This window comes from Lutibacter sp. Hel_I_33_5 (assembly GCF_007827455.1).
Lineage (GTDB): Bacteria > Bacteroidota > Bacteroidia > Flavobacteriales > Flavobacteriaceae > Polaribacter.
In genome coordinates, this window is the sequence record NZ_VISM01000001.1 from 1,798,686 (window position 1) to 1,821,535 (window position 22,850).

22 protein-coding genes are annotated in these 22,850 nt (G+C 30.8%); 9 read left to right on the forward strand and 13 right to left on the reverse strand.

Annotated features, from left to right (window positions below; all coding sequences use genetic code 11):
• Window positions 1-2: 2 nt before the first annotated feature.
• The 6 genes from OD91_RS07985 to trxA all read right to left on the reverse strand — a co-directional run bounded on the left by OD91_RS07985 (window position 3) and on the right by trxA (window position 5,623).
• Window positions 3-233, reverse strand: coding sequence for an AtpZ/AtpI family protein (locus tag OD91_RS07985; protein ID WP_144895861.1), 231 nt, complete (start codon window positions 231-233; stop codon window positions 3-5).
• On the reverse strand, window positions 199-606 hold the full coding sequence (locus OD91_RS07990) for a polymer-forming cytoskeletal protein (protein WP_186434422.1): 408 nt from the start codon (window positions 604-606) through the stop codon (window positions 199-201). Before OD91_RS07990 ends, OD91_RS07985 begins: the two co-directional genes overlap by 35 nt.
• Window positions 607-619: 13 nt before the next feature.
• Window positions 620-2,845, reverse strand: coding sequence for a tetratricopeptide repeat protein (locus OD91_RS07995; protein ID WP_144895862.1), 2,226 nt, complete (start codon window positions 2,843-2,845; stop codon window positions 620-622).
• 114 nt (window positions 2,846-2,959) lie between these two features.
• A complete protein-coding gene (locus OD91_RS08000; RefSeq protein ID WP_144895863.1) occupies window positions 2,960-3,655 on the reverse strand; it encodes an ABC transporter ATP-binding protein in 696 nt (231 codons plus the stop codon).
• A gap of 16 nt (window positions 3,656-3,671) precedes the next feature.
• On the reverse strand, window positions 3,672-5,138 hold the full coding sequence (locus tag OD91_RS08005) for a DUF5687 family protein (protein ID WP_144895864.1): 1,467 nt from the start codon (window positions 5,136-5,138) through the stop codon (window positions 3,672-3,674).
• Window positions 5,139-5,263: 125 nt separating this feature from the next.
• Entirely contained in the window at window positions 5,264-5,623 is a 360-nt protein-coding gene (trxA, locus tag OD91_RS08010) for a thioredoxin (RefSeq protein WP_144895865.1), read from the reverse strand.
• 135 nt (window positions 5,624-5,758) lie between these two features.
• Here trxA and OD91_RS08015 point away from each other — a divergent pair, with 135 nt between their 5' ends.
• The 3 genes from OD91_RS08015 to OD91_RS08025 all read left to right on the forward strand — a co-directional run bounded on the left by OD91_RS08015 (window position 5,759) and on the right by OD91_RS08025 (window position 9,378).
• The gene (locus OD91_RS08015; protein WP_144895866.1) at window positions 5,759-6,133 is read left to right on the forward strand and encodes a DoxX protein; all 375 of its coding nucleotides are present in this window, start codon (window positions 5,759-5,761) and stop codon (window positions 6,131-6,133) included.
• A gap of 98 nt (window positions 6,134-6,231) precedes the next feature.
• Complete coding sequence (locus OD91_RS08020; protein ID WP_186434423.1) at window positions 6,232-8,385, forward strand: prolyl oligopeptidase family protein; 2,154 nt, start codon at window positions 6,232-6,234, stop codon at window positions 8,383-8,385.
• A gap of 63 nt (window positions 8,386-8,448) precedes the next feature.
• Window positions 8,449-9,378, forward strand: a complete 930-nt coding sequence (locus tag OD91_RS08025; RefSeq protein WP_144895868.1) for an ABC transporter ATP-binding protein — start codon at window positions 8,449-8,451, stop codon at window positions 9,376-9,378.
• A gap of 93 nt (window positions 9,379-9,471) precedes the next feature.
• Here the strand turns inward: OD91_RS08025 and OD91_RS08030 are convergent, their stop codons facing one another.
• From OD91_RS08030 to dinB, 4 genes are read right to left on the reverse strand one after another with little or no spacing between them, the layout of a single operon-like run.
• Window positions 9,472-9,921 (reverse strand): 3-oxoacyl-ACP synthase, encoded by a 450-nt coding sequence (locus tag OD91_RS08030; RefSeq protein WP_144895869.1) that lies wholly within the window; start codon window positions 9,919-9,921, stop codon window positions 9,472-9,474.
• The gene (locus OD91_RS08035) at window positions 9,918-11,024 is read right to left on the reverse strand and encodes an FAD-binding oxidoreductase (RefSeq protein ID WP_144895870.1); all 1,107 of its coding nucleotides are present in this window, start codon (window positions 11,022-11,024) and stop codon (window positions 9,918-9,920) included. The genes OD91_RS08030 and OD91_RS08035 overlap by 4 nt, the downstream gene beginning before the upstream one ends.
• Entirely contained in the window at window positions 11,025-11,471 is a 447-nt protein-coding gene (locus OD91_RS08040; RefSeq protein WP_144895871.1) for a GNAT family N-acetyltransferase, read from the reverse strand. It abuts the gene before it with no gap.
• A 57-nt stretch (window positions 11,472-11,528) separates the two neighbouring features.
• A complete protein-coding gene (gene dinB, locus OD91_RS08045) occupies window positions 11,529-12,611 on the reverse strand; it encodes a DNA polymerase IV (RefSeq protein ID WP_144895872.1) in 1,083 nt (360 codons plus the stop codon).
• Window positions 12,612-12,673: 62 nt separating this feature from the next.
• Here dinB and OD91_RS08050 point away from each other — a divergent pair, with 62 nt between their 5' ends.
• Window positions 12,674-13,687, forward strand: a complete 1,014-nt coding sequence (locus tag OD91_RS08050; RefSeq protein ID WP_144895873.1) for a carboxypeptidase-like regulatory domain-containing protein — start codon at window positions 12,674-12,676, stop codon at window positions 13,685-13,687.
• On the opposite strand, the gene OD91_RS08055 is transcribed toward OD91_RS08050, so the two are convergent.
• Together OD91_RS08055 and gdhA are read right to left on the reverse strand one after the other, a co-directional pair.
• A complete protein-coding gene (locus OD91_RS08055) occupies window positions 13,684-14,526 on the reverse strand; it encodes a S9 family peptidase (protein ID WP_144895874.1) in 843 nt (280 codons plus the stop codon). The two genes, OD91_RS08050 and OD91_RS08055, sit on opposite strands and share 4 nt — an antisense overlap.
• A gap of 91 nt (window positions 14,527-14,617) precedes the next feature.
• Window positions 14,618-15,961, reverse strand: coding sequence for an NADP-specific glutamate dehydrogenase (gene gdhA, locus OD91_RS08060; protein WP_144895875.1), 1,344 nt, complete (start codon window positions 15,959-15,961; stop codon window positions 14,618-14,620).
• Between the two features lie 213 nt (window positions 15,962-16,174).
• On the opposite strand from gdhA, the gene pheS reads away from it, so the two are divergent.
• Window positions 16,175-17,194: a phenylalanine--tRNA ligase subunit alpha gene (gene pheS, locus OD91_RS08065; RefSeq protein WP_144895876.1), complete on the forward strand. Its 1,020-nt coding sequence runs from the start codon at window positions 16,175-16,177 to the stop codon at window positions 17,192-17,194.
• A 5-nt stretch (window positions 17,195-17,199) separates the two neighbouring features.
• On the forward strand, window positions 17,200-17,595 hold the full coding sequence (locus OD91_RS08070) for a hypothetical protein (RefSeq protein ID WP_144895877.1): 396 nt from the start codon (window positions 17,200-17,202) through the stop codon (window positions 17,593-17,595).
• On the opposite strand, the gene OD91_RS08075 is transcribed toward OD91_RS08070, so the two are convergent.
• Window positions 17,596-19,071, reverse strand: a complete 1,476-nt coding sequence (locus OD91_RS08075; protein WP_144895878.1) for a Na+/H+ antiporter NhaC family protein — start codon at window positions 19,069-19,071, stop codon at window positions 17,596-17,598.
• Window positions 19,072-19,163: 92 nt separating this feature from the next.
• Here OD91_RS08075 and glpK point away from each other — a divergent pair, with 92 nt between their 5' ends.
• Genes glpK through OD91_RS08090 form a run of 3 tightly spaced genes read left to right on the forward strand, consistent with a single transcriptional unit; the run spans window position 19,164 to window position 22,850 of the window.
• Window positions 19,164-20,648 carry a glycerol kinase GlpK gene (gene glpK / locus OD91_RS08080; RefSeq protein ID WP_144895879.1) on the forward strand — a complete coding sequence of 495 codons (1,485 nt, stop codon included), beginning with the start codon at window positions 19,164-19,166 and terminating at the stop codon, window positions 20,646-20,648.
• 10 nt (window positions 20,649-20,658) lie between these two features.
• Window positions 20,659-21,204 carry a pyridoxamine 5'-phosphate oxidase family protein gene (locus OD91_RS08085; protein WP_144895880.1) on the forward strand — a complete coding sequence of 182 codons (546 nt, stop codon included), beginning with the start codon at window positions 20,659-20,661 and terminating at the stop codon, window positions 21,202-21,204.
• Window positions 21,204-22,850, forward strand: coding sequence for a glycerol-3-phosphate dehydrogenase/oxidase (locus tag OD91_RS08090; protein WP_144895881.1), 1,647 nt, complete (start codon window positions 21,204-21,206; stop codon window positions 22,848-22,850). Before OD91_RS08085 ends, OD91_RS08090 begins: the two co-directional genes overlap by 1 nt.

The window sequence follows — 22,850 nt, forward strand, 5'->3', positions numbered from 1 at the left end:
TTTTATTCTTCTTTAGACATTGCAAGAATACGCCTTATTACAAAAACAATTGCCAAAATTACACTGGTTAATGATAATATAAGCGTAAAAAGATTGTTTTTATTAGGATATTTTTCATCTAGTTTTACACCAACAAAAGTACCAATTGCTATAATTGCTAACATTTGAAAGGCTATTCCAGAAAAACGAGCGTAATTACTAAGCGGTTTTTTCTTCTGCTTTTTTCCCTTCATTAAGATCTTTTACAGTTCCTTTCATACTACAAGTAGCGTTAAAAGTTGCTCCAGGTTCTACAGAAAGTTTGTTAATAACAACATCACCAGAAATTTTTGCTGTGGCTTTTACAGTCAATACTTCATGTACTAAAAGTTTTCCGGAAAATTTTCCTTCTATATCTGCATGAACTGCATCTACAACTCCGTTTATGTGTCCATCAACACCAATAATTACTCGTCCTTTAGTCGTTAAAGTACCTTCTAAAAGTCCATCAATTCTAAAATCTCCTTCAGATTTTATATCGCAACCGATAATTTTGGTTGTTTTAGCAACTACATTTCTTTCCATAGTTTTTGGGGTATAGTCTGTTTTTTCCTTGTTAGTAAACATAGGATAGTTATATTTAATTAATTAGTCTAGTTAGTATTTCTTTAGCTTTATCACCTTCTTCTGTACTCGCGTAATTTACAGAAACGAATTCTAGGGCTTGTTGATACGCTGCTTTACCGTAATACTTCCCTATAGCATAAGCTTTTAAAAGTTCAAATTTAGGAATTAAAACTGAATTCTGAATATTTGGTAGTGTTTCATCAACTTTTTTAATGGTTTCTGGATACTTTTTATCTTTATACAGATAATAAACTTCTTTATATAAATTCTGAGTTTCATCTACCGATTCTTCCTCTTTTAACGCTTCTCCTGGATTCTTAATAAGCTGTGCGAATTTAGTATCAGGAAAATCATTTAAAATAACGTATTCATGTTTTTCAGCCTTTGTTTTACTTCCTAAATCAGTATATAATTGATATAAATGATAATTTATTGGCAAAATCAAAGATTCGTCTTTATTAATTTTAGATACTCTTTCTAATCGGTTAATGGCTAAATCTGGATTTCTGAATTGCTCTTTATAAATAACACCTAATTCGTATAAAGCTTGATTTCTTTGCGTGAACAAACTATCTATTACTTCTTGTTTTTTAGGAATTTTAGCTAAGTAACTAGCTACATCATAACGTGAGTTTTTTAAAGAACTTACACTGTCTTTTTCAATTTCTGATCCAACCTCTGTAGGTTTTGAAGACCAGCGCCAATTATCTTCTTGTTTTCTTGTTCCCCAAATTTTTACAAACTCGGTTTTACCAAATTCTAATGATTGATTATTATAAAAATACCATCCGGCTTTACCAGCAGATTGTAAAGAACCACTTCCAAAAGAACCACCAAAAGCAATTGCATTTAACTGCTGTTGTGCTTTCTCTTCGTCTTCTTTTTTAATTCTTTCTACGTATTTTTCAAAAAATATTTTTTGTTCATCTTCAGATAAAGCAGCAATTTTTAGAATACTATCGTTTGTTACAAGCGTATTTTCGTACTTAATTAATGATGCTAAATTTTTATGCTTTCTTTTTACTCTTCTAATTCTAAGTTGCAAGGTGTCTTTAGTTGTTACTAATACACTATCATAATAAGAACTCGCTAATTGATAATTAGATTCTTTAAAATTTATGTTTCCAAGGCTTTCAAAAGAATATGTTTTTTGTTTTGTAGTCGCGTATTTGGTACGAATAGATTTTTTATAATATTCTCTTGCCGTATTTACACTGTCTCTATTTTCTTCTAAATTTCCTAATTGATAAAATAATCCGCTTAAATATTTTCTATTATCAATATCTTCAGTTAACTCAACCAACCTGTTTATTAATCCATTTGCAGTAGAATCATTAGAAAAATTCTTTGCTAATTCTATATTTGAATTAATACGATATTTATGAGGTGCTTTTTTGAAATTAGACAATTTTTGAAATACAGCGAAAGCCGAATCTTTTTTATTTTGATTGCTATAAATCTGACCCAAAATAAATAGATTTCTAGCCGATTGTTCTCTGTTTTCGTAGGTTTCTGTTGCTTTTGTTAAATGATGAATAACCTTCTGAATTGTATCTGTTTTTGCATACGCCATTGCTAAAGCAGTATGTGCTTGTTCTTTAATAATGTCAGGTAAATCTGCCTCTAAAGTATCACGAACCACCAATAATAAATTCATGGCCTCAATAGCCATTTCTTCATTATCTAATCTAATGTTTGCTTTTGCTCTCCAAATTTTAGTTTCAGCAATTAAATCTGCACTTGGATAATTAGCAATCACATAATTAAAAGCTTCTACCGCAGGAATAAAACGCTGGGTATAATATCTTGACTTACCTAATAATAAATACGCATCATCTATTTGACGATTTCGCTCTCTACCATAAATATTTATCGAATGTTTCTGTATTGCTTTCGTCGCTTTATCTTCTGCTTTATCAAAAGGAGAGTTCAATGTTTTTTCTTCCTCTTCTTCTCCATCAAACCCGCCACCAGGGCCATCAAAAGTTGTCGTTATTTTTACGTCTTCTTCTTTAAATTCAATCGGCTCTATAGGTAGTCTAGTAAAGAAATCATCTTCATACTTCTCATTAATCTCTTTAATTCCTTTTTTAAATTCTTCTTTTCCGTTAAAAAGCACATTATATTTTGTAGTAAGCGCGTGCCAATTTCTGGTAATTGCAGTATCTTTTTTTGTTGAACAAGCAACTGCCAATCCACAAAAAACTAAAACTAATACACTATTTTTAATATTTTTCATACAGACTAAAAAGGCTCTTACTACAACCTTTTTCTTTTAAAAATATTGTAATAGAGCCTGTAAAAATAGTAATAAAATCAGAAAGCCTTTTTTATTATCAAGAAAAGTTAATCTTTAAACCGAAAAATAACTTTCTAGTTCTTTCAAAGTTTTTGTTGATGTTTTAATGTCTTTTACTACATTTCCTTTGTCAAGAACAACAATACGCTCGCAAACTTCCGTTACATGTGTTAAATCGTGACTAGAAATTAATAACGTTACTTCTCTGTTATCTGTAATTTCTTTTATCATCTTTTTTAAACGGATTTGCGTTGTTGGATCTAAGTTGGCAAAAGGCTCGTCTAAAATAATTACTTGTGGATTTCCCATCATAGCAGCTACAATTCCTGCTTTTTTCTGATTTCCTTTACTTAAATCGCGTAAATATTTTCTCTTTCCTAGAATTTCTCCGTTAAAAAACTCATCAAACTGTGCTAAGAATTTTGTAACATCTGCCTTATTCATTCCTCGTAGATCTCCTATAAACTCAAAGTATTCTTCTGGTGTTAAATAGCCGATTAAAAAGCTTTCATCAATAAATGACCCCGTAAAGGTTTTCCAATCTTCACTTTTATTTACTTCAACATTATTATTTATAATTTTTCCTGTTGTTGGTCTAATTAAATCTAAAAGGATATTGAAATAAGTTGTTTTTCCTGCTCCATTATTTCCTACCAATCCAAAGCTTTCTCCAGTTGGTATGTCTAATGATTCTATATTAAGCACTTCTGCTTTCCCGTATTTTTTTGATATTTTTTTTGATTGTATCATGATGTTTTTTCTTTGATTATGATTCTTTTCCAAATGCGTTAATCATAGCATATTTGTCTTTAATGTATTTTTTTTCAATAAAATTCATTGCATAATTTTTTAATAAAAGGCTAATAATTCCGACTGCAGCAACTACAATAAACCCTGAATTATGACCGACAAACTTATCGAAAACCCAAAATAAAAGCATTGGGAAAAGCATTAACGGGATAATAATAATAAATTGTGTTGCACTAGTTCCCTGTGTATTTCCAAACCCACCTTTTGTTAAATCTATTCTTTTTCTATTGAATGAACCAGCATATAATAAAAACAATGAATTAAAACCAATATTAAAAATAGCTCCAGCAGTAATCATTAAAAAAATATTAGTTCCGAAATATAAATAAGGAAAACTTAATAAGTATAAAATAGTTGTCATTGTAACCATTAAGACCCATTTAGAATCTAAAAATTTTCGATACCTAAAACTCTGACTCATTAGCATTTTATAGTGTGCACTATCCCAGGCTGGGATAAACTGACCATAATTTAGTGTAAAGCCACCTGTAACAAATAACGAAGCAAACATTAACATTGGTAATGAATTTTTATATGCATCTAGCGTATAAAAAATCAATCCATAAAAAAGAAATAGGAAAGACATTAAAAACACTGTTTTCGTTCTTTTATTTCTCCAAATTAATCGAATATCATTTTTAATAAATGGCGCCACATCACCTAGCTTATCCGCCCAAGATAAATCAACAGAGTTTGCTTCTTCTACTTTTTTATTTACTGCCTCATCTAAATATACTTGATTACTTAGTTGTTTAAAATTTAAATAATAAACTATGATAAGAGCAACAAGTGGAATTAAACAATACAAAGGGGTGTTATAAATAGCGTCAAAAATTCTACCACCAAAACTGGCAACATCATATATATTATAGTATTGTAATCCAATTAAACTAGCTAATAAAACAACAATTGCTCCTAAAGCTATGTTGCTTTTGTTAATCAAAAAATTAATAAAATTTGCTATTTGAATGATTAAAATCATGGTAACTAACCATCCCAATACTCCGCTAATTATATATCCTTCTTTAATTAATACAATAGCAAAAGGGATGTAAAAAAACAGACCCATAAAATTAAAAAACGAAAAAGAAGATTTTCCTAAAACATAATGGACAAGTTTACTTTTTTTGATGGGTAAAAACAATAAAGGCTTGATATTCATTATTGGTAATTTCTGCATCAAATACCTAAAAATTAAATCACCTAAAATTGCAAAAACTAAATAAGAATTTACCATTTGCAGAGGATCTGCTTCTGGATACATTTTTTTAATGAAATAATACCCTCCAACTCCAATAGCTAAAAAAGAAACTATTAAGTACAGTGCAAAAAACACCATAATTACCTTAAGGGCAATACCTGATTGCCAATGAGACGAACGGAAATATTGCTTCCATTCTAAATTTAAGAATTTTGAAATCATGTTGGTTAATTAGTTTATTGGTAATAAGTAGTTTGTTTTTACTTTTTGTTACAAAATTTATGAAATAAAAAAAGTTCTAAGCAATATTGCTTAGAACTTTAAAGTTACTCATTTCTCTATAAAGTTTATTTCTCTACCTTCAAAACATCGGCAATAATACGCTCTAATTCTGGTTTTGGTAAGGCTCCATTTGCCATTTGTGGTTCTCCTTCTGCAGGACAAAATAACATAGAAGGAATACTTCTTATTCCAAACGCCGCAGATAATTCTGGTTGCGCTTCGGTATCAATTTTATAAATGTTTATTTTCTCTCCATATTCTTCAGAAAGCTTCTCTAAAACTGGAGCTAACATTTTACAAGGTCCACACCAATCAGCATAAAAATCTACTAATGCTGGTACTTTTCCTTCAAACTTCCATTCTTTATTTTCTTCAAAATTAAAAACCTTTTCTAAAAATGTTTCTTTTGTTAAATTTTCTGTCATATTTAATTTTATAATTGTGCTAAAGTAGTCGTTTTTATTAAACACAAATTACAATTATAAAAAACACATACTCTTAACTCTAAGTAATTTTTGTATCTTATACCCTCAACTATTTAATAATTAATCTTTTATATTATGAATTCTAAAGTAACTACAATTGCACAATATGTATTAGGTGTAGCCATGCTAATTTTTGGATTAAATAAGTTTTTTGGGTTTATGCCAGCACCAGATTTACCTTTAAAAGCAAAAATTTTTATGACTGCTCTAGATAGTAGTGGGTATATTTTTCCGCTTTTAGGTGTTTTTTACATTCTAGCCGGAATTTTACTAGTAACTAAAAAAGCAATACCATTTGCTTTATTGATTTTAGTACCTGTTTCTATAAATATTGTTGCTTTTCACTTAAAGCTAGATCCAAAAGGAGTATTATTTGCCTTAATTATTGCCACTCTAAACGGATACCTAATCTATGCTCATTGGGATCGATTTAAATCTTTATTTAACTAAAATAAAGTTAAAATTTAACAAAACCGTTTCATTTATTAACTGAAACGGTTTTATTTATATTAATTTTGATGAATTGTCAAATTTATAGACTCATAATTATGAAAAAACTAATCATACCTATTCTTTGCACCATTATTTTACAATCTTGTAAGGAAGAACAAAAACAAAGAAATATAGACGTGAATTATCCTGAAACAGCAAAAAAAGCAGTTATAGATACTATTTTTGGAACCGAAGTTATTGACAATTATAGATGGTTAGAAGATGATAGAAGCAAGGAAACAGAGGCTTGGGTAAAAGCAGAAAACGAAGTTACATTTAACTACCTTGATAAAATTCCATACAGAAGTCAATTAAAAGACAGGTTAGAGCAACTTTGGAATTATGAAAAAGTTGGGACACCTTTTATAGAAGGAGATTATACGTATTTTTATAAAAATGATGGATTACAAAATCATTACGTTTTATATCGTAAAAAAGATGACGGTAAAGAAGAAGTTTTTTTAGACCCAAATACCTTTGCAGAAGATGGAACAACTTCTTTAGGTTCAGTGAGTTTTTCTAAAGATGGAAAAACGCTTGCCTATTCTATTTCTGAAGGCGGTTCTGATTGGCGTAAAATATTAGTTATGGATGCCGAATCTAAAACCATAAAAGAAGACACCTTAGTTGATGTAAAATTCTCTGGAATATCTTGGTACAAAAACGAAGGTTTTTACTATTCTAGTTACGATAAACCTAAAGGAAGTGAATTATCGGCAAAAACAGATCAGCACAAATTATACTATCATAAATTAGGAACATCACAAAAAAATGATCCCGTAATTTTTGGTGAAAAAGCATCAGAAAAACATAGATATGTAGGCGGTTATTTAACAGAAGATGATAAGTATTTAGTAATTACAGCTTCAACCTCAACTTCAGGTAACAAGCTATTTATCAAAAATTTATCTGACAATAATTCGAAATTAATAACAGTTATCAATAATTTTGATAGTGATACATATATTGTAGAAAGTAGAGGAAGTAAATTATATTTAACAACTAATTTAAACACACCCAATAGAAAAGTAATAACCGTTGATGCTGCAAATCCAACCCAAGAAAACTGGAAAGATTTTATTCCTGAAACAGAAAATGTCTTGAGTTTAAATTCTGGTGCTGGGTATTTCTTTGCCAAATATATGGTAGATGCAGTTTCTAAAGTATTACAATATGATTTTGAAGGAAACCTTATTAGAGAGGTCAAACTTCCCGGAGTAGGTTCAGCCGGTGGTTTTAGCGGAAAAGCTAAAGCAAAAGAATTGTACTTTTCATTTACCAATTATAACACACCAACCTCTTCGTATAAGTTTAATCCGAAAGACGGAACCTATACTTCTTATTGGAAACCAGCAATCGATTTTAATTCTGATGATTACGAAAGCAAACAAGTCTTTTATGCATCAAAAGATGGTACAAAAGTTCCGATGATTATCACCCACAAAAAAGGAATAAAGTTAAACGGAAAGAATCCTACTATCTTATATGGTTATGGCGGATTTAACATCAGTCTAACACCAAGTTTTAGTATTACAAACTCTGTTTGGATGGAGCAAGGCGGTGTGTATGCTGTTCCTAATTTGCGAGGTGGTGGTGAATACGGAAAAAAATGGCATGTTGCAGGAACTAAAATGAAAAAGCAAAATGTTTTTGATGATTTTATTGCGGCTGCTGAATATTTAATCAAAGAAAACTATACATCTTCCGATTATTTAGCAATCCGTGGTGGCTCTAACGGAGGATTATTAGTAGGTGCGACCATGACGCAAAGACCTGATTTAATGAAAGTGGCTTTGCCTGCGGTTGGAGTTTTAGATATGTTACGTTACCATACATTTACAGCTGGAGCTGGTTGGGCGTATGATTACGGAACTGCCGATGACAACAAAGAAATGTTTGACTATTTAAAAGGATATTCGCCAGTACATAATGTAAAAGAAGGGGTGTCATATCCTGCAACTATGGTTACAACTGGAGATCATGATGATAGAGTGGTACCTGCACATAGTTTTAAATTTGCTGCTGAATTGCAAGACAAACAAACTGGTAATAACCCAACATTAATTAGAATTGAAACCAATGCAGGTCATGGTGCTGGAACTCCGGTTACAAAAACAATTGAACAATATGCAGATATTTTTGGATTTACATTATTTAATATGGGGTTTGACCGTTTACCAAATCCACCAAAAAGTAAAATAAAAGGATAATCAAATTATCTAAAAAACAAATACTTATTTTTGCCGCAGATATAAATTATCTGCGGTTTTTTTATGCTAAAAGTTAACACTATTTCTTTTTCTTACGATGATGATAAACCTGTTTTATCAAATATCAATTTCTCTTTAAAAAAAGGAGAACATTTATGTGTGATGGGAGAAAGTGGTTGTGGAAAATCGACACTTTTAAAAGTCATTTACGGATTATTAGATGTTAATAATGGAGATTTATTTTGGAACGAAACTCAGATTTTAGGACCAGAACACCATTTAGTCCCTGGAATGGATTTCTTTAAATATGTTGCTCAAGATTTTGATTTGATGCCGTTTATTTCTGTTACCGAAAACATTAAGAAATTTTTGTCTCGTTTTTATCCTGAAGAAGCTCAAAAAAGAACTGTAGAATTATTAGAAGTCATAGAAATGACTGAGTTCGCAAACGAAAAAGTTAAAAATTTAAGTGGCGGACAACAACAACGTGTTGCCATAGCAAGAGCTTTGGCAAAAGAACCTGAATTATTGCTGTTAGACGAACCTTTTAGCCAAATAGATAATTTTAAAAAGAACTCTTTACGCAGGAAATTATTTGGGTATTTAAAAGAAAAAAACATTGCCTGTATTGTTGCAACACATGATGGAAATGATGCTCTTTCTTTTGCCGATAACATGATTGTGATTCAAAATAATCGAATCATCGCAAATGATGCTCCAAAAAACCTATATACCAATCCGACGATAAAATATGTTGCAACGTTATTTGATGATGTCAACGAAATTGTTATCGACGGAAAAACTATTTTATTATTCCCACACCAATTAAAAGTGGTTGAGAATTCTAACCTTAAAGCGATTGTAAAAAAATCGTATTACAAAGGTTCTTATTGGCTGATTGAAGCTGAATTAGATGGAAATAAAGTGTTTTTTAATCATGCTTCTAATTTAAAAAAAGAAGAAAAAGTAAAGCTTCTATTTATTAAGAGATAATTTTATCGTACGATAAACCTAACATACAATAATTTTGATTGATATTTAGTAACCTATCACTAAGTTGAAATCAGTTCGCAGGAATGACATTTATTAACTAATTCCCTCTATTTTAATTGTATTTCCATTAAAAACAAAAACATCATTGAGTTCTTTTCCAAGTAATAGTTTTCCTATTGGTGAAGCTGAAGAAATTGCAAAATAAGTTTCATTTTCAACAGTTAATTGACCACAAGAAATAGATAAAAAATAATTTACTTTATTCGTTTTTACAATACTTCCTAAACGTATATTTTTTGAAGTTTTAGAAAAGTCAATTCTAACCAATACTTCCTTCATTTGTTGAATTCCCATAAGTTGCTGACCAGCTTTTTCCATTTCTAACTGCAACATAGCTCTTCCTGTTTCATGCTTATCACCAGCAGAACTTTTAGTTTCAGAACCTAGTGCTTTTTGATTGTCAGAAATTATCTTTTCAACCGTTTTTAAACGTTGATTTACATAGTTTTTACATTGGTTAAAAAGTTCTTGTTTTATCTTCATGTTAATTCTGCTAACTCTTTACCAATTAAGCTACCAATAGCAATTCCCATTCCGCCCAAACGAACTCCACAAAAAACATTAGTAGATAATTGATTTACAATGATTTTCTTTTGATTTCCAACACCCATAATTCCGCTCCAACGATGCTCAATTTCAAAGTCGGTATTCGGTAAAATGATATTTTTTAAAATATCTTCTAGTTTATTTTGAATCGTTTCTGTAACTCCAAAATCGGTAGTTTCTTCCGCTTTAAAGTCAAGGTTTCTACCGCCACCAAATAAAATCCGATTGTCAATATTCCTAAAATAATAATAGCCTTTATCTAAATGAAAAGTTCCTCTAATCTTTAAGTTATTAATCGGTTTTGTAATTAATACTTGCGCTCTAGCGGGTTGCACATTTTCATTTAATAACTGATTTGCAAAACCATTGGTTGCAATCAATAATTTGTTCGTTTTAAATTCAACTTGATTTGTTTTTACAGCAACCTGATCTCCGTTTTCAATAAACTTTTCTACGGTACAATTATTTATAATTTTAATGCCACTTTTTTTAGCTAAAGAAAGTAACTGCGTAGCCATTTTTCCTGTATCAATTTGTCCTTCAAACTGGTTAGTAATATAATTTTTATGAATATTATTAAAGTTAAAAATATTGTTATCAACTGTAAAAACATTATCATTAAAAAGAGGTTTTAATATGGTGTTTATCGATTCTTTTTTGGACAAACACTCTTCAAAAAGAGCTTCGTCTAAAAATAATTCATAGCCTTTATTTTGTTGAAAATCGATATTTTTATCTCCTAAATTCTGTCGTAATAATTGTAAACCTTCCCAACGTTTTTTCACCAAATTAAATACTTCTTTCTCAGAGTGTGTTTTTAAATCGTCTATCAGTTCAGATAAACTTCCAAAACAAGCAAAACCTGCGTTTTTTGTGCTAGCTCCTTGCGGTAACATTCCTTTTTCTATGATTAAAATATTCGCTTTTGGGTGTTTGTTTTTTAAAGTTAAAGCACAATTTAAACCTACAATTCCGCTACCAACAACCGTAAAATCAATGTTAGTAAACCATTCTTTTATTTCCCAATAACTATAGTTCATTTAAATCGTTTTTTCAAAACAAACACTGTTTTCTGCATCTTTATATTGACCATAATTCGGAATTTGATTATAACCACATTTTTTGTAAAATTTTAGCGCTTCAACCTGTCTTTTTCCTGTTTCTAGAACACACTTTTTATAGCCTAATTCAACTGTCCAAATTTCAAGTTCTTTTATTATTCCTTGAGCAAAACCCTTTCCTCTTCCATCCGAAGAAACAAACATTCTTTTTATTTCCATCGAATCGTCATTAAAATGTTTTATTGCTCCACAACCAACAGGAATCTCATCATTATAAATAACCACCACATTTTTTATAACATCAATATTATTATACTGATTATAAAAATCGTGCTCATCTCCGTCAGTAACTTTTAAGAATGCATCCAAATCTTTTAAAAGATTGATAAAATCTTGGTTTTTGGAATTGATTCTTATTATTTTCATATTGTAAATGGCATTCGATTCTGTGTCATTTTCAGTGAGACAAAATTAAAATTATCATCAGAATTCAAATTGTAATTGTACCCAAACAGGCTCCTTTTTTTCTGTGTCTAAGTTAGCAAAAGAAATGCCTAATAAACGAACAGAATTTTCTAGTTTGTTTTGATACAATAACTCTTTAACAATTGGTAAAAAGTCTTCTTTTTTTTGAATGAATTTTGAAATCGTTTTACTTCTAGTTTGTTGAGTAAAGTCTGAATATTTAATTTTTAATGTAATGGTTTTTCCTTTCGTATTTGTGCTTACCATTCTTCGCTCTAGTTCTTCAGCTATTTTCTCTAAACGCTCCATCATAAAAACTTCCGAAGAAATATTTTCATTAAACGTTCTCTCAGCTGCTATTGACTTTCTTATTCGGTTTGGTTTTACTTTACTATTATGAATTCCTCGAACAATATTAAAATAATGCGCACCAGATTTGCCAAATAACTTTGTTAGTTCTTCAATTGATTTTAGTTTTAAATCGATGCCTTTAAAAATCCCTAGATTGTACATTTTTGCAGCCGTAACTTTACCGACCCCATAAAATTTATTGACAGGTAATTCTTCTAAAAACTGAATAACTTCTTCTGGATGAACCGTTTTTTGCCCATTAGGTTTGTTAATATCAGAAGCAACTTTGGCTATAAATTTATTGATGGAAATTCCTGCTGATGCTCGTAACCCAGTTTCTTCAAAAATTCGAGCTCTAATTTCTCTAGCAATATCATTAGCAGAAGGATTCCCTTTTTTATTTTCGGTAACATCCAAATAAGCTTCATCCAAAGAAAGAGGCTCAACCAAATCTGTATATTCGTGAAAAATTTCCCTGATTTTAGTTGATATTTCTTTATAACGTGCAAAATCTGTTTTTACAAAAATTAAATGCGGACATTTTTGTTTCGCTAAAACTCCGCTCATAGCCGATTTTACACCAAATTTACGTGCCTCATAACTAGCTGCAGAAATTACACCTCTTGTTCCTCCTCCACCAACAGCAATTGCCTTTCCTCTTAATTCAGGATTATCCAATTGTGCTACCGACGCGTAATAGGCATCCATATCTACATGAATAATTTTACGGAACGGTTCTTGACACTTCATCTACCAAAAATAGTAACAAAGATTTTATTATTCAGATTTTTGTAACTTTAAGGAAAAAATTCATGAAACATTACTTTTTTTTATTGCTTTTTTGTGGAATTAGTGTTATTTCTTTTTCTCAAAAAATAACAGGTAAGGTATTAGATAATGAGACAAATGAACCTCTTTTAGGTGTTGCTATCTATTACGATAACACAAGTATTGGAGTCACAACAGATGACAATGGAGAGTTTTCTATCATTTTCAAAAACTTAAAAACCTCTTTAGTTTTTTCTTATTTAGGGTATCAAACAGAAAAAATTATTACATATAATCCTAATGAATCTATCGAGATTTCATTGAAGAGAAGTAATGAGAATTTAGACGAAGTGGTTATTTATAGCAAAGGTTGGACACGAGAAATGATGTTAAAAGAATTTACCAAGCATTATTTTGGAAAAACTTTAAACGGTAAAAGCTGTCAATTAATGAATCCTGAAGAACTAAAGTTAAGATACGATTCAAAAAAGAAATCATTAAATGCCTATTCTAAATCACCTTTAACTTTTAGAAATGTTAGGCTAAAGTATTTGATAACTGTAGAACTTGAAGTTTTTGAATTATATTACAAATATGTTAGCAAATCATTAAAAACAAAAACATTAGATTATGTTCATTACTTAGGAAGTAATTTTTACACATCAATGCAACCCAATCCTACAAAAGAAACAAAAAAAATAAGAAAAGAAACCTACCGTGGTTCTGTTTTACACTTTATGAGAGCTATCGCTAATAAAAGCCTTGCTAAAGACGGTTATTCAATTTTTGTTGCTGGAGTGCCTGTTAAAGCTGGAAGATATATAAATTCATACAAAGATGATTTTAGCGAATTTATCAAGGTGCGTCTAAAAATGCCTTTAACAATAAGGTATAAAAATGAATTTATTTCTCAAATTAAATCATTTACCGAGTACTTTACTATTGATTCTTTTGGAAATCACGCACCAACTGATTTGGTAAGATTTGGAGGGTATTTAGGAGGTCAAAGAATGGGCGACACTTTACCCTTAGATTATTTACATAAAAACAGGAATTAAGTTTTTAAAAACTTAAAACATAGTTCTAAAGTTTTTTTTAATTCTTCAGGTAAAATATTTTCTTCCCAAGGATGTTTTGCACCAAATACATGGTTCGCATTTTCTATAATTTCTAATTGACTTTCTGGATTCCATTGATGCTGGGTTTTTGCTTCATCAACCAAAACTGAAGTATCATTATCTCCATGAATAATTAAGTGAGGAATCTGAAGATTTTTAACTGCTCTTTTAATCGTTAAACGATTTTCGTTTTTGTAAAAATCTTCGTAAAATTGATAAAAATGTGGCATTTCTTGGTGAGTTCTACCATTTTTTACATAATAAACACCTTTTTCTTTCCATTTTATAAAATCATCATTTTTTGGAAAACGTGATTTATAATCTGAAACTCCTGCTAATGTTATTACGTTTTTTATCCGCATATCTTCTTCAGATTTTATACAAACAATTCCACCACCTCTACTATGACCAATTAAAGAAATATTATTTGTATTTATCTCATTTTGATATTCAGAATTCTCATAAATCCAATCTAAAACAGTTTCTAAATCGTCTAATTCTTTGGTATAATTATTATTTCCAAATGCTTTTAAATCTGGGAAATCTATAGGTTGTTCTGCGGTTCCTCCATTATGAGAAAAATTAAATTTTAGAAAGAAAAAATCGTTCTTAGCAAACGATTCTGCCATCAAATTCCATGCGCCCCAATCTTTAAATCCTTTATACCCATGACAAAAAATAATTATCGATTTTGGTGAGTTGTTTTCTTTATAAAAAACATCTAAAAGAATTGGTTTTTGATGTTTTCCGTTAAGTATAAGATTTGTAATTTTCTTCATGTAGGCTGAATTTATTTCAGTACCCATAAAAATAAAAAAACGCATCAAATAAATTGATGCGTTTTCTCGATTTAAATTTAAAAAAAGAAATTTATACGATTCCTTGAGCTAACATTGCGTCAGCAACCTTAACAAAACCAGCAATATTTGCGCCAGTAATATAATCTACAGAACCATCTTCTTTAGTACCGTATTGAACACAAGAAGCGTGAATTTCTTTCATAATTTGTTTTAACTTTTCGTCTACCTCTTCTCTTGTCCAACTTAAACGTAAAGAATTCTGACTCATTTCTAAACCAGAAGTTGCAACACCACCAGCATTAGATGCTTTTCCAGGAGCAAATAAAATATTTGCTTTTTGGAATTCTATAATTGCTTCTGGTGTAGAGGGCATATTTGCTCCTTCTGCCACACAAATACATCCGTTTTCAACTAATGTTTTTGCTTCTTCACCATTTAACTCATTCTGAGTTGCACAAGGCAATGCTACATCACATTTAACAGACCAAGGTCTCTCTCCTGCAAAGAATTTTGCATTTGGATACTTTTCTACATATTCGTTTATTCTCCCTCTTCTTTCATTTTTAATTTCCATCACATAGGCTAATTTATCAGCATCAATTCCGTCAGCATCATAAATATATCCAGAAGAATCAGAAAGTGTAACCACTTTTCCACCTAATTGGGTTGCTTTCTCAGTAGCATATTGTGCCACATTACCAGAACCAGAAACTACTACCGTTTTACCTTTAATAGAATCGTTGTTTCGGTTTAACATATTTTCTGCAAAATACACATCTCCATACCCAGTTGCTTCTGGTCTAATTAAAGATCCACCCCAAGTTGCTCCTTTACCAGTTAAAACTCCTGTAAAAGAATTTTTTAGTTTTTTATACATTCCGAACATGTAACCAATCTCCCTTCCTCCAACACCAATATCTCCAGCAGGAACATCTGTATTATGTCCAATATGTTTACACAATTCACTCATAAAAGCATGACAGAAACGCATAATTTCATTGTCTGATTTTCCTTTAGGGTCAAAATCTGATCCTCCTTTTCCACCACCCATTGGTAGTGTTGTTAAAGAGTTTTTAAAGACTTGCTCAAAAGCTAAGAATTTTAAAATACTTGCATTTACGGTTGGATGAAAACGTAACCCTCCTTTATAAGGACCAATTGCAGAATTCATTTGAACTCTATAGCCTCTATTTACTTGAATTTCTCCACTATCATCTACCCAAGAAACTCTAAAAGAAATTAAACGTTCTGGTTCTACCATTCTTAGTAAAATATTTTTACCGTGATAAATATCATTCTTAATGATATAAGGAATTACAGTTTCTGCAACTTCTTGCACCGCTTGCAAGAATTCTGGCTCGTGGTTATTTCTTTTTTTAACCAGGTCCATAAACCCTTTTATTTTTTCCTCCATAATTTTTAATGTGTTTTTTTATGAATCTTTCAAAAATTTGATGCGACAAATATAGTTATTTTCTTTATTCGCAAAATAAAAAAGATTTTTATTTATAATCTTAACCCCTAATTTCAATCGATTTCGTTTGGGGTTTAGGTTTTGTTATCATTTAAAATCTAAAACATCTTAAAAAACACTAAATTTGTACCCTTAATATTGGGAATTTTTAAGATGTTAGACAAAGTAAAAGAACTTATTGGTGATGTTAAAAGCTTTCAAACTTCGTCGAAAGAAGAGATAGAAGCTTTCAGAATTAAATATTTGGGTAGTAAAGGTTTGTTAAAAGATCTTTTTGCGGAATTTAAAAATGTAGATGCACATTTAAGAAAAGACTTTGGTCAAGCATTAAATAACTTAAAAAAATCTGCTGAAGAAAAAGTTAGTGAATTAAACGATTCTTTAGAAAATTCATCCGAAGAAAAAAGTTTTTATGGCGACTTAACACGTCCGTCTGAGCCTATTGAATTAGGTTCTCGTCATCCAATATCCTTGGTTAAAAATCAAATTATTGATGTTTTTAACAGAATTGGTTTTACCATTTCTGAAGGTCCTGAAATTGAAGATGATTGGCATAATTTTACGGCATTAAACTTACCAGAATATCACCCTGCGCGTGATATGCAGGATACCTTTTTTATTGAACAAAATCCAGATATTTTATTAAGAACACATACGTCTTCTGTACAAGTTCGTTATATGGAAAATAACGAACCTCCAATAAGAACTATTTCTCCTGGAAGAGTTTTTAGAAACGAAGATATTTCTGCGAGGGCACATTGTATTTTTCATCAAGTTGAAGGTTTATATATTGATACTGATGTTTCTTTTGCTGATTTAAAACAAACGCTTTTATATTTTACAAAAGAGATGTTTGGAAAATCGAAAATCCGTTTACGACCTTCTTATTTCCCGTTTACAGAGCCAAGTGCAGAAGTAGATATTTATTGGGGATTAGAAACTGAAACCGATTACAGAATAACAAAAGGTACAGGTTGGTTAGAAATTATGGGCTGTGGAATGGTAGATCCTAATGTGTTGAAAAACGCGAATATAGATCCTACAAAATATTCTGGTTATGCTTTTGGTATGGGAATAGAACGTATTGCCATGTTATTGTATCAAATACCAGATATTAGAATGTTTTACGAAAACGATAAACGTTTCTTAGAGCAATTTAAGTCAGTTATTTAAACTTTTTGAAAAAAGACATCCAAATACCAGAAGTTACTAATGTAGAAATTGCAGCGGTTTATGAATACAATGATATTTATAAAACTGATGATTGGAATATCTACATCATTAATAATAAAGATGTTGATTTAGAAATGATTGTTGTTGTAACACAGGGTTTTTCTGAAACCAAAACCACAACATTAACGAGAAAAAAATTAGATAAACTTCCTGCAAATTCATTTGCAAAATTAGAATTTATTCAACCTGAATTATTCAAATTAAACAATCGTTTTCAAGTCACTTTTTTTGATGGAAATACGTTGTTTGATAAAACATTTCTATTTGAAAAAAACACCGTTAAAGAAGGAGCTCTTCGGTTAATCCCTGAAATAAAAAAACGAGGGGTTTTGGCAAAATAGCTATCCAAAAAAACCAAACAACAAATACATTACTACTGTAATTCCGCCACCAATTAACGCATATGGTAATTGTGTTTTAACATGATCTATATGATCACTCGCCGACGCCATAGAAGATATAATAGAAGTATCTGAAATTGGTGAACAATGATCACCAAAAATTCCACCACCTAAAGTAGCGGCTACAATTAACGTAACATTTGCAGTATGAATATTTGCCATCGGAATTGAAATTGCTAACATAATTGCAAAAGTTCCCCAAGAAGTTCCTGTAGAAAAAGCAATAAACGAACTGATGATAAAAACGACTGCTGGCAATAATTCAGGAGACAACCAATCTTTTGTTACATTAGCAACATATATTCCTGTTTCTAACTCTTTACAAACATTTCCTATAGCAAACGCCAACAGCATTAATAAAGCTAAAGGCATTAACTCGCTAATTCCTTTTAAAGTTAAATTTACAGCTTCTTTTGGTTTCATAATTCCTTGAATAAAATACATTATCATAGCAACCAATAATGCAGTTATTACGGCATATAAAACAGAAGAAGATCCTGATCCTTTTCCAATAGCTTGCATAGCGTGATCAAAAAATGAAGTTGATTTTTCAATTGAACCCCATCCTGTATAAATTAAATTAATTGGCATCATGAAAACCATCACCAAAAGCGGTACAATCATATTATATGCTTTTGCTTTAATACCTTCTTTGGGCGGAAAAGAAGTCACCTCATCGGAAATCATCGGTTTAGAATTAGGGTTCATTAACTCTCCTGTTTCTAAAGTTCTTTTTTCTGCTTTTTTCATTGGTCCGATATCTTTTTTAGAAAAAATAACAATGAAAACAATTCCGATTGCCAATATTGGATAAAAATTATATTTAATAGAGGAAAGTAAAACTCCTATCGGATTTTTAATTCCTTGAGTTAACAAAAGTCCCATAATAAAAGCTCCCCAAGCATTAAAAGGAATTAAAATTGAAGATGGCGCAGAACTAGAATCTGCTATGTAGGCGAGTTTCTCTCTTGGTATTTTTAGTTTATCAAAAATAGGTCTGTATAAAGTTCCGACGGTTAAAGAACTTATGCTGGTTTCCACAAATAATAAAATTCCCGTTACGGTGGCTAAAATTTGAACCATCACTCTACTATAACCTGATTTTTTCTCTTCAAGTTTTACCAATTTTTTATTTAAAATATTAATAAAACCTTCAACACCTCTCGAGTATTGAATAAAAATTAACAAGGCTCCAACCAAAGCACTAAACATAATAGTTCTTGTGTTTCCTTCGGATTTAAAAACATTTACCATTCCTTCTATCATTGCAATCGTTCCTTCTAAAGGATTCCAATTGTTGATAATTAACCAAGAAAACCAAATACCAAATAATAATGCGATATATACTTGTTTTGTTCTTAACGCTAAAATTATTGCGACTATTGGCGGTAAAACCGATAAGAAACCATATTCCATAAAAGACTTGTTTATTTTGTTTAAAGATAGCAATAAAATCAAGATGCAAAAGCAGATTTTTTGTACATTGCTTCAACAGATTCTGTTTTATTATGGCAAATAAATACATTCTTTCCTTAGATCAAGGAACAACTAGTTCTAGAGCTGTTATTGTTGATGAAAAAGGTGTGATTATTGCCATGGAACAACAAGAATTTGAGCAACTATTTCCTCATTCTGGTTGGGTAGAACATAATCCTTTAGAAATTTTAGAATCGCAATTATCTACTTTAAAAAAGGTTGTAAAAACAACGAATATTCATCCTTCAGAAATAGTCGGAATCGGAATTACAAATCAACGTGAAACAACAGTTGTTTGGAATAAAAACACAGGAAAACCTATTTATAATGCCATCGTTTGGCAAGATAAAAGAACTGCGGTTTATTGTACTGAATTAAAAAATCGTGGATTAGAAAATCATATAAAACAAACTACTGGGTTAGTGATAGATTCCTATTTTTCTGGAACAAAAATTCATTGGATTCTAGAAAATGTTGAAAACGCGAGAAAAGAAGCTGAACAAGGAAATTTACTTTTCGGAACTGTAGACTCTTGGTTGTTATGGAATTTAACGGATAGGAAAATTCATGCAACTGATTACAGCAACGCAAGTAGAACCATGCTTTTTGATATTAAAAACTTGTGTTGGGATGATACATTATTATCAGAATTAAACATTCCTAAATCTATGTTACCAGAAGTAAAACCTTCATCATTTCATTTTGGTGATTATAAAATTGATGGTGTTAAAATTCCGATTGCTGGAATTGCTGGAGATCAACAAGCTGCTTTATTTGGACAAGCTTGTTTCAACAAAGGTGAAGCAAAAAACACGTATGGAACTGGTTGTTTTATGTTGATGAATACCGGTGAAGAATTACAGTTTTCCAAACACGGTTTATTAACTACAATTGCTTGGGGAATTGATACTAAAGTTTATTATGCCTTAGAAGGAAGCGTTTTTGTGGCTGGTGCGGCAATTCAATGGTTGCGAGACGGTTTAGAAATAATAAAATCTGCTGAAGAAAGTGAAATTTTTGCCAATAAAGTTGAAGGTGAAAATCCTGTTGTGGTCGTTCCTGCTTTTGCAGGTTTAGGCGCTCCATATTGGGACATGTACGCAAGAGGTGCAATTTTTGGAATCACTCGTGATACAGGAAAGAATCATTTAATAAAAGCGACTTTACAATCTTTAGCCTATCAAACAAAAGACCTTTTAGAGGTTATGCAAAAAGATAGTGAAGCTCCTTTAAAATCGTTAAAAGTTGATGGTGGTGCTTGTGAAAATAATCTATTAATGCAGTTTCAATCTGATATACTAAATACAATAGTAGAAAGACCAAAAGTTACGGAAACAACTGTTATGGGTGCAACTTATTTAGCGGGTATTTGTGTTGGTTTATGGACCCAAGAAGAAATTCTATCGCATAGAAAAATTGACACTAACTTCTCTCCTACTTTTTCATCAGAAAAAAGGGAGAAATTATATAAAAGATGGCTAAAAGCTGTTGAACGTTCAAAAAATTGGATTGATTAATAAAAATAATATGGCAAAATTTACAGATAAAATTACAAGTCGTGTTCAGAAATTTATAGAGGAACAAAAAGTGTTTTTTGTGGCTACAGCTGCAAAAACTGGACGCATCAATTTATCGCCAAAAGGAATGGATTCTTTTCGTGTGATTAATGATAAAACAGTGCAATGGTTAAGTGTTACTGGAAGCGGAAACGAAACGGCTGCTCACTTATTAAACGACAATAGAATTACGATTATGTTTTGTGCTTTTGAAGGCGCTCCGAACATTGTAAGAATCTATGGAAAAGCATCAGAAATTAAACCAAGTGATGCAAATTGGAATGAAGTATATTCTCAATTCAAGCCCATTCCGGGAGCCAGACAAGTTTTTAATATTGATATAGAAAGCGTACAAACTTCATGTGGAATGTCAATTCCTTTTTATGAATATACCGGAGAGCGAAATCAATTAAATGATTGGGCTGAAGATAAGGGTGAAGAAGGTATACAAGAATATTGGAAAGATAGAAATCAAACTAGTATTGATGGATTACCAACAAATATTTTAAAAAACTAATGAGCAACTTTTCATATTTCGATAGAGAAAATATTACCAAAGATTTAAAATCAACAGAGTTTGATGTCTTAATTATTGGTGGTGGAATTACCGGTGCAGGAATCGCTTTAGATGCAGCTTCTAGGGGAATGAAAGTAGCGATAATAGAAAAAAATGACTTTGCTTCTGGAACTTCAAGTAAATCTACAAAATTGATTCATGGCGGTTTGCGCTATTTAAAACAATTCGATTTTTGGTTGGTAAAAGAAGTGGGTACAGAACGTGCTATTGTACATAAATTAGCACCGCATTTAGTGATTCCAGAGAAGATGATTTTGCCTTTAATTGATGGTGGAACCTATGGTTCTTGGTTAACATCAATCGGGTTAAAAGTATACGATATTTTGGCTTCCGTTGAAGGTGAGGATAAGCGTAAAATGTTAGATAAAAAAGAAGCTTTATCAAAAGAACCCTTACTTCCAAAAAAGATTCTAAACGGTGCTGGGTATTATGCTGAATATAGAACAGATGATGCTCGTTTAACAATCGAAGTTTTAAAAACTGCTATAGAATTTGGAGCAAAAGCAATTAATTATACAGAGGCAACTGAATTTCTTTACAAAGAAAATAGAGTTGTTGGTGTAAAAGCAAAAGATTCAATAACAAATGAAGAATTTATTATAAACTCAAAATATGTGGTGAATGCTTGTGGTCCTTGGGTTGATGAATTACGTCAAATAAATCACTCTAAAACAGGAAAAAGATTACATCTAACAAAAGGTGTTCATTTAGTGGTTGCACATGAAAAATTGCCTGTGAAACAATCTGTTTATTTTGATATTCCTGATGGACGAATGATGTTTGCTATTCCGCGAGGAAAAGTAACTTATTTCGGAACTACAGACACTAATTATCAACAAGATAAAAATAATGTGGAAGTAAATTTAGTAGATGCTACCTACTTAATTTCTGCCGTAAATAATATGTTTTCAGACATCAATTTAAGTTTAGATGATATTCAATCTTCTTGGGCTGGATTACGTCCTTTAATTCATGAAGAAGGAAAATCAGCTTCAGAATTATCTAGAAAAGATGAAATTTTTGTTTCTGATACAGAACTTATTTCAATTGCTGGCGGTAAATTAACAGGATATCGTAAAATGGCTGAACGTATTGTTGATTTAGTAGCAAAGAAATATAAGCGAAGATTTGACAAAGAGTTTGACGATATAAAAACTGAAGAAATAGTGCTTTCTGGTGGAACTTTTAAAAACTCTAAAGAAGTACAAAGTTATACAGACGCTATATATAATAGAATTGCTGAAGTAGATTTCTCGCAAAAAGATGCTGAATATTTAGTACATAATTACGGTAAACAAACCGATCATGTTCTTAAAAAATTTGATGACCTTTCTGATGAAAATCAGCAAGAAAAAATGATTAAAGCTGAATTGTGGTTTACCTTAAATAACGAAATGGTTTGCACACCTACTGATTTTTTTATGCGTAGAACAGGGCGTTTATTCTTTGATCCTCAGAGTGTATTTTTATATAAAAACTTAGTTATAAAAGAAATTGGAAATCACTTTAATTGGGATGAACAAACCACTAAAAAATATCAAGAAGAATTAGAAGATAAAATAAAATTAGCAACTGAGTTTAAATAA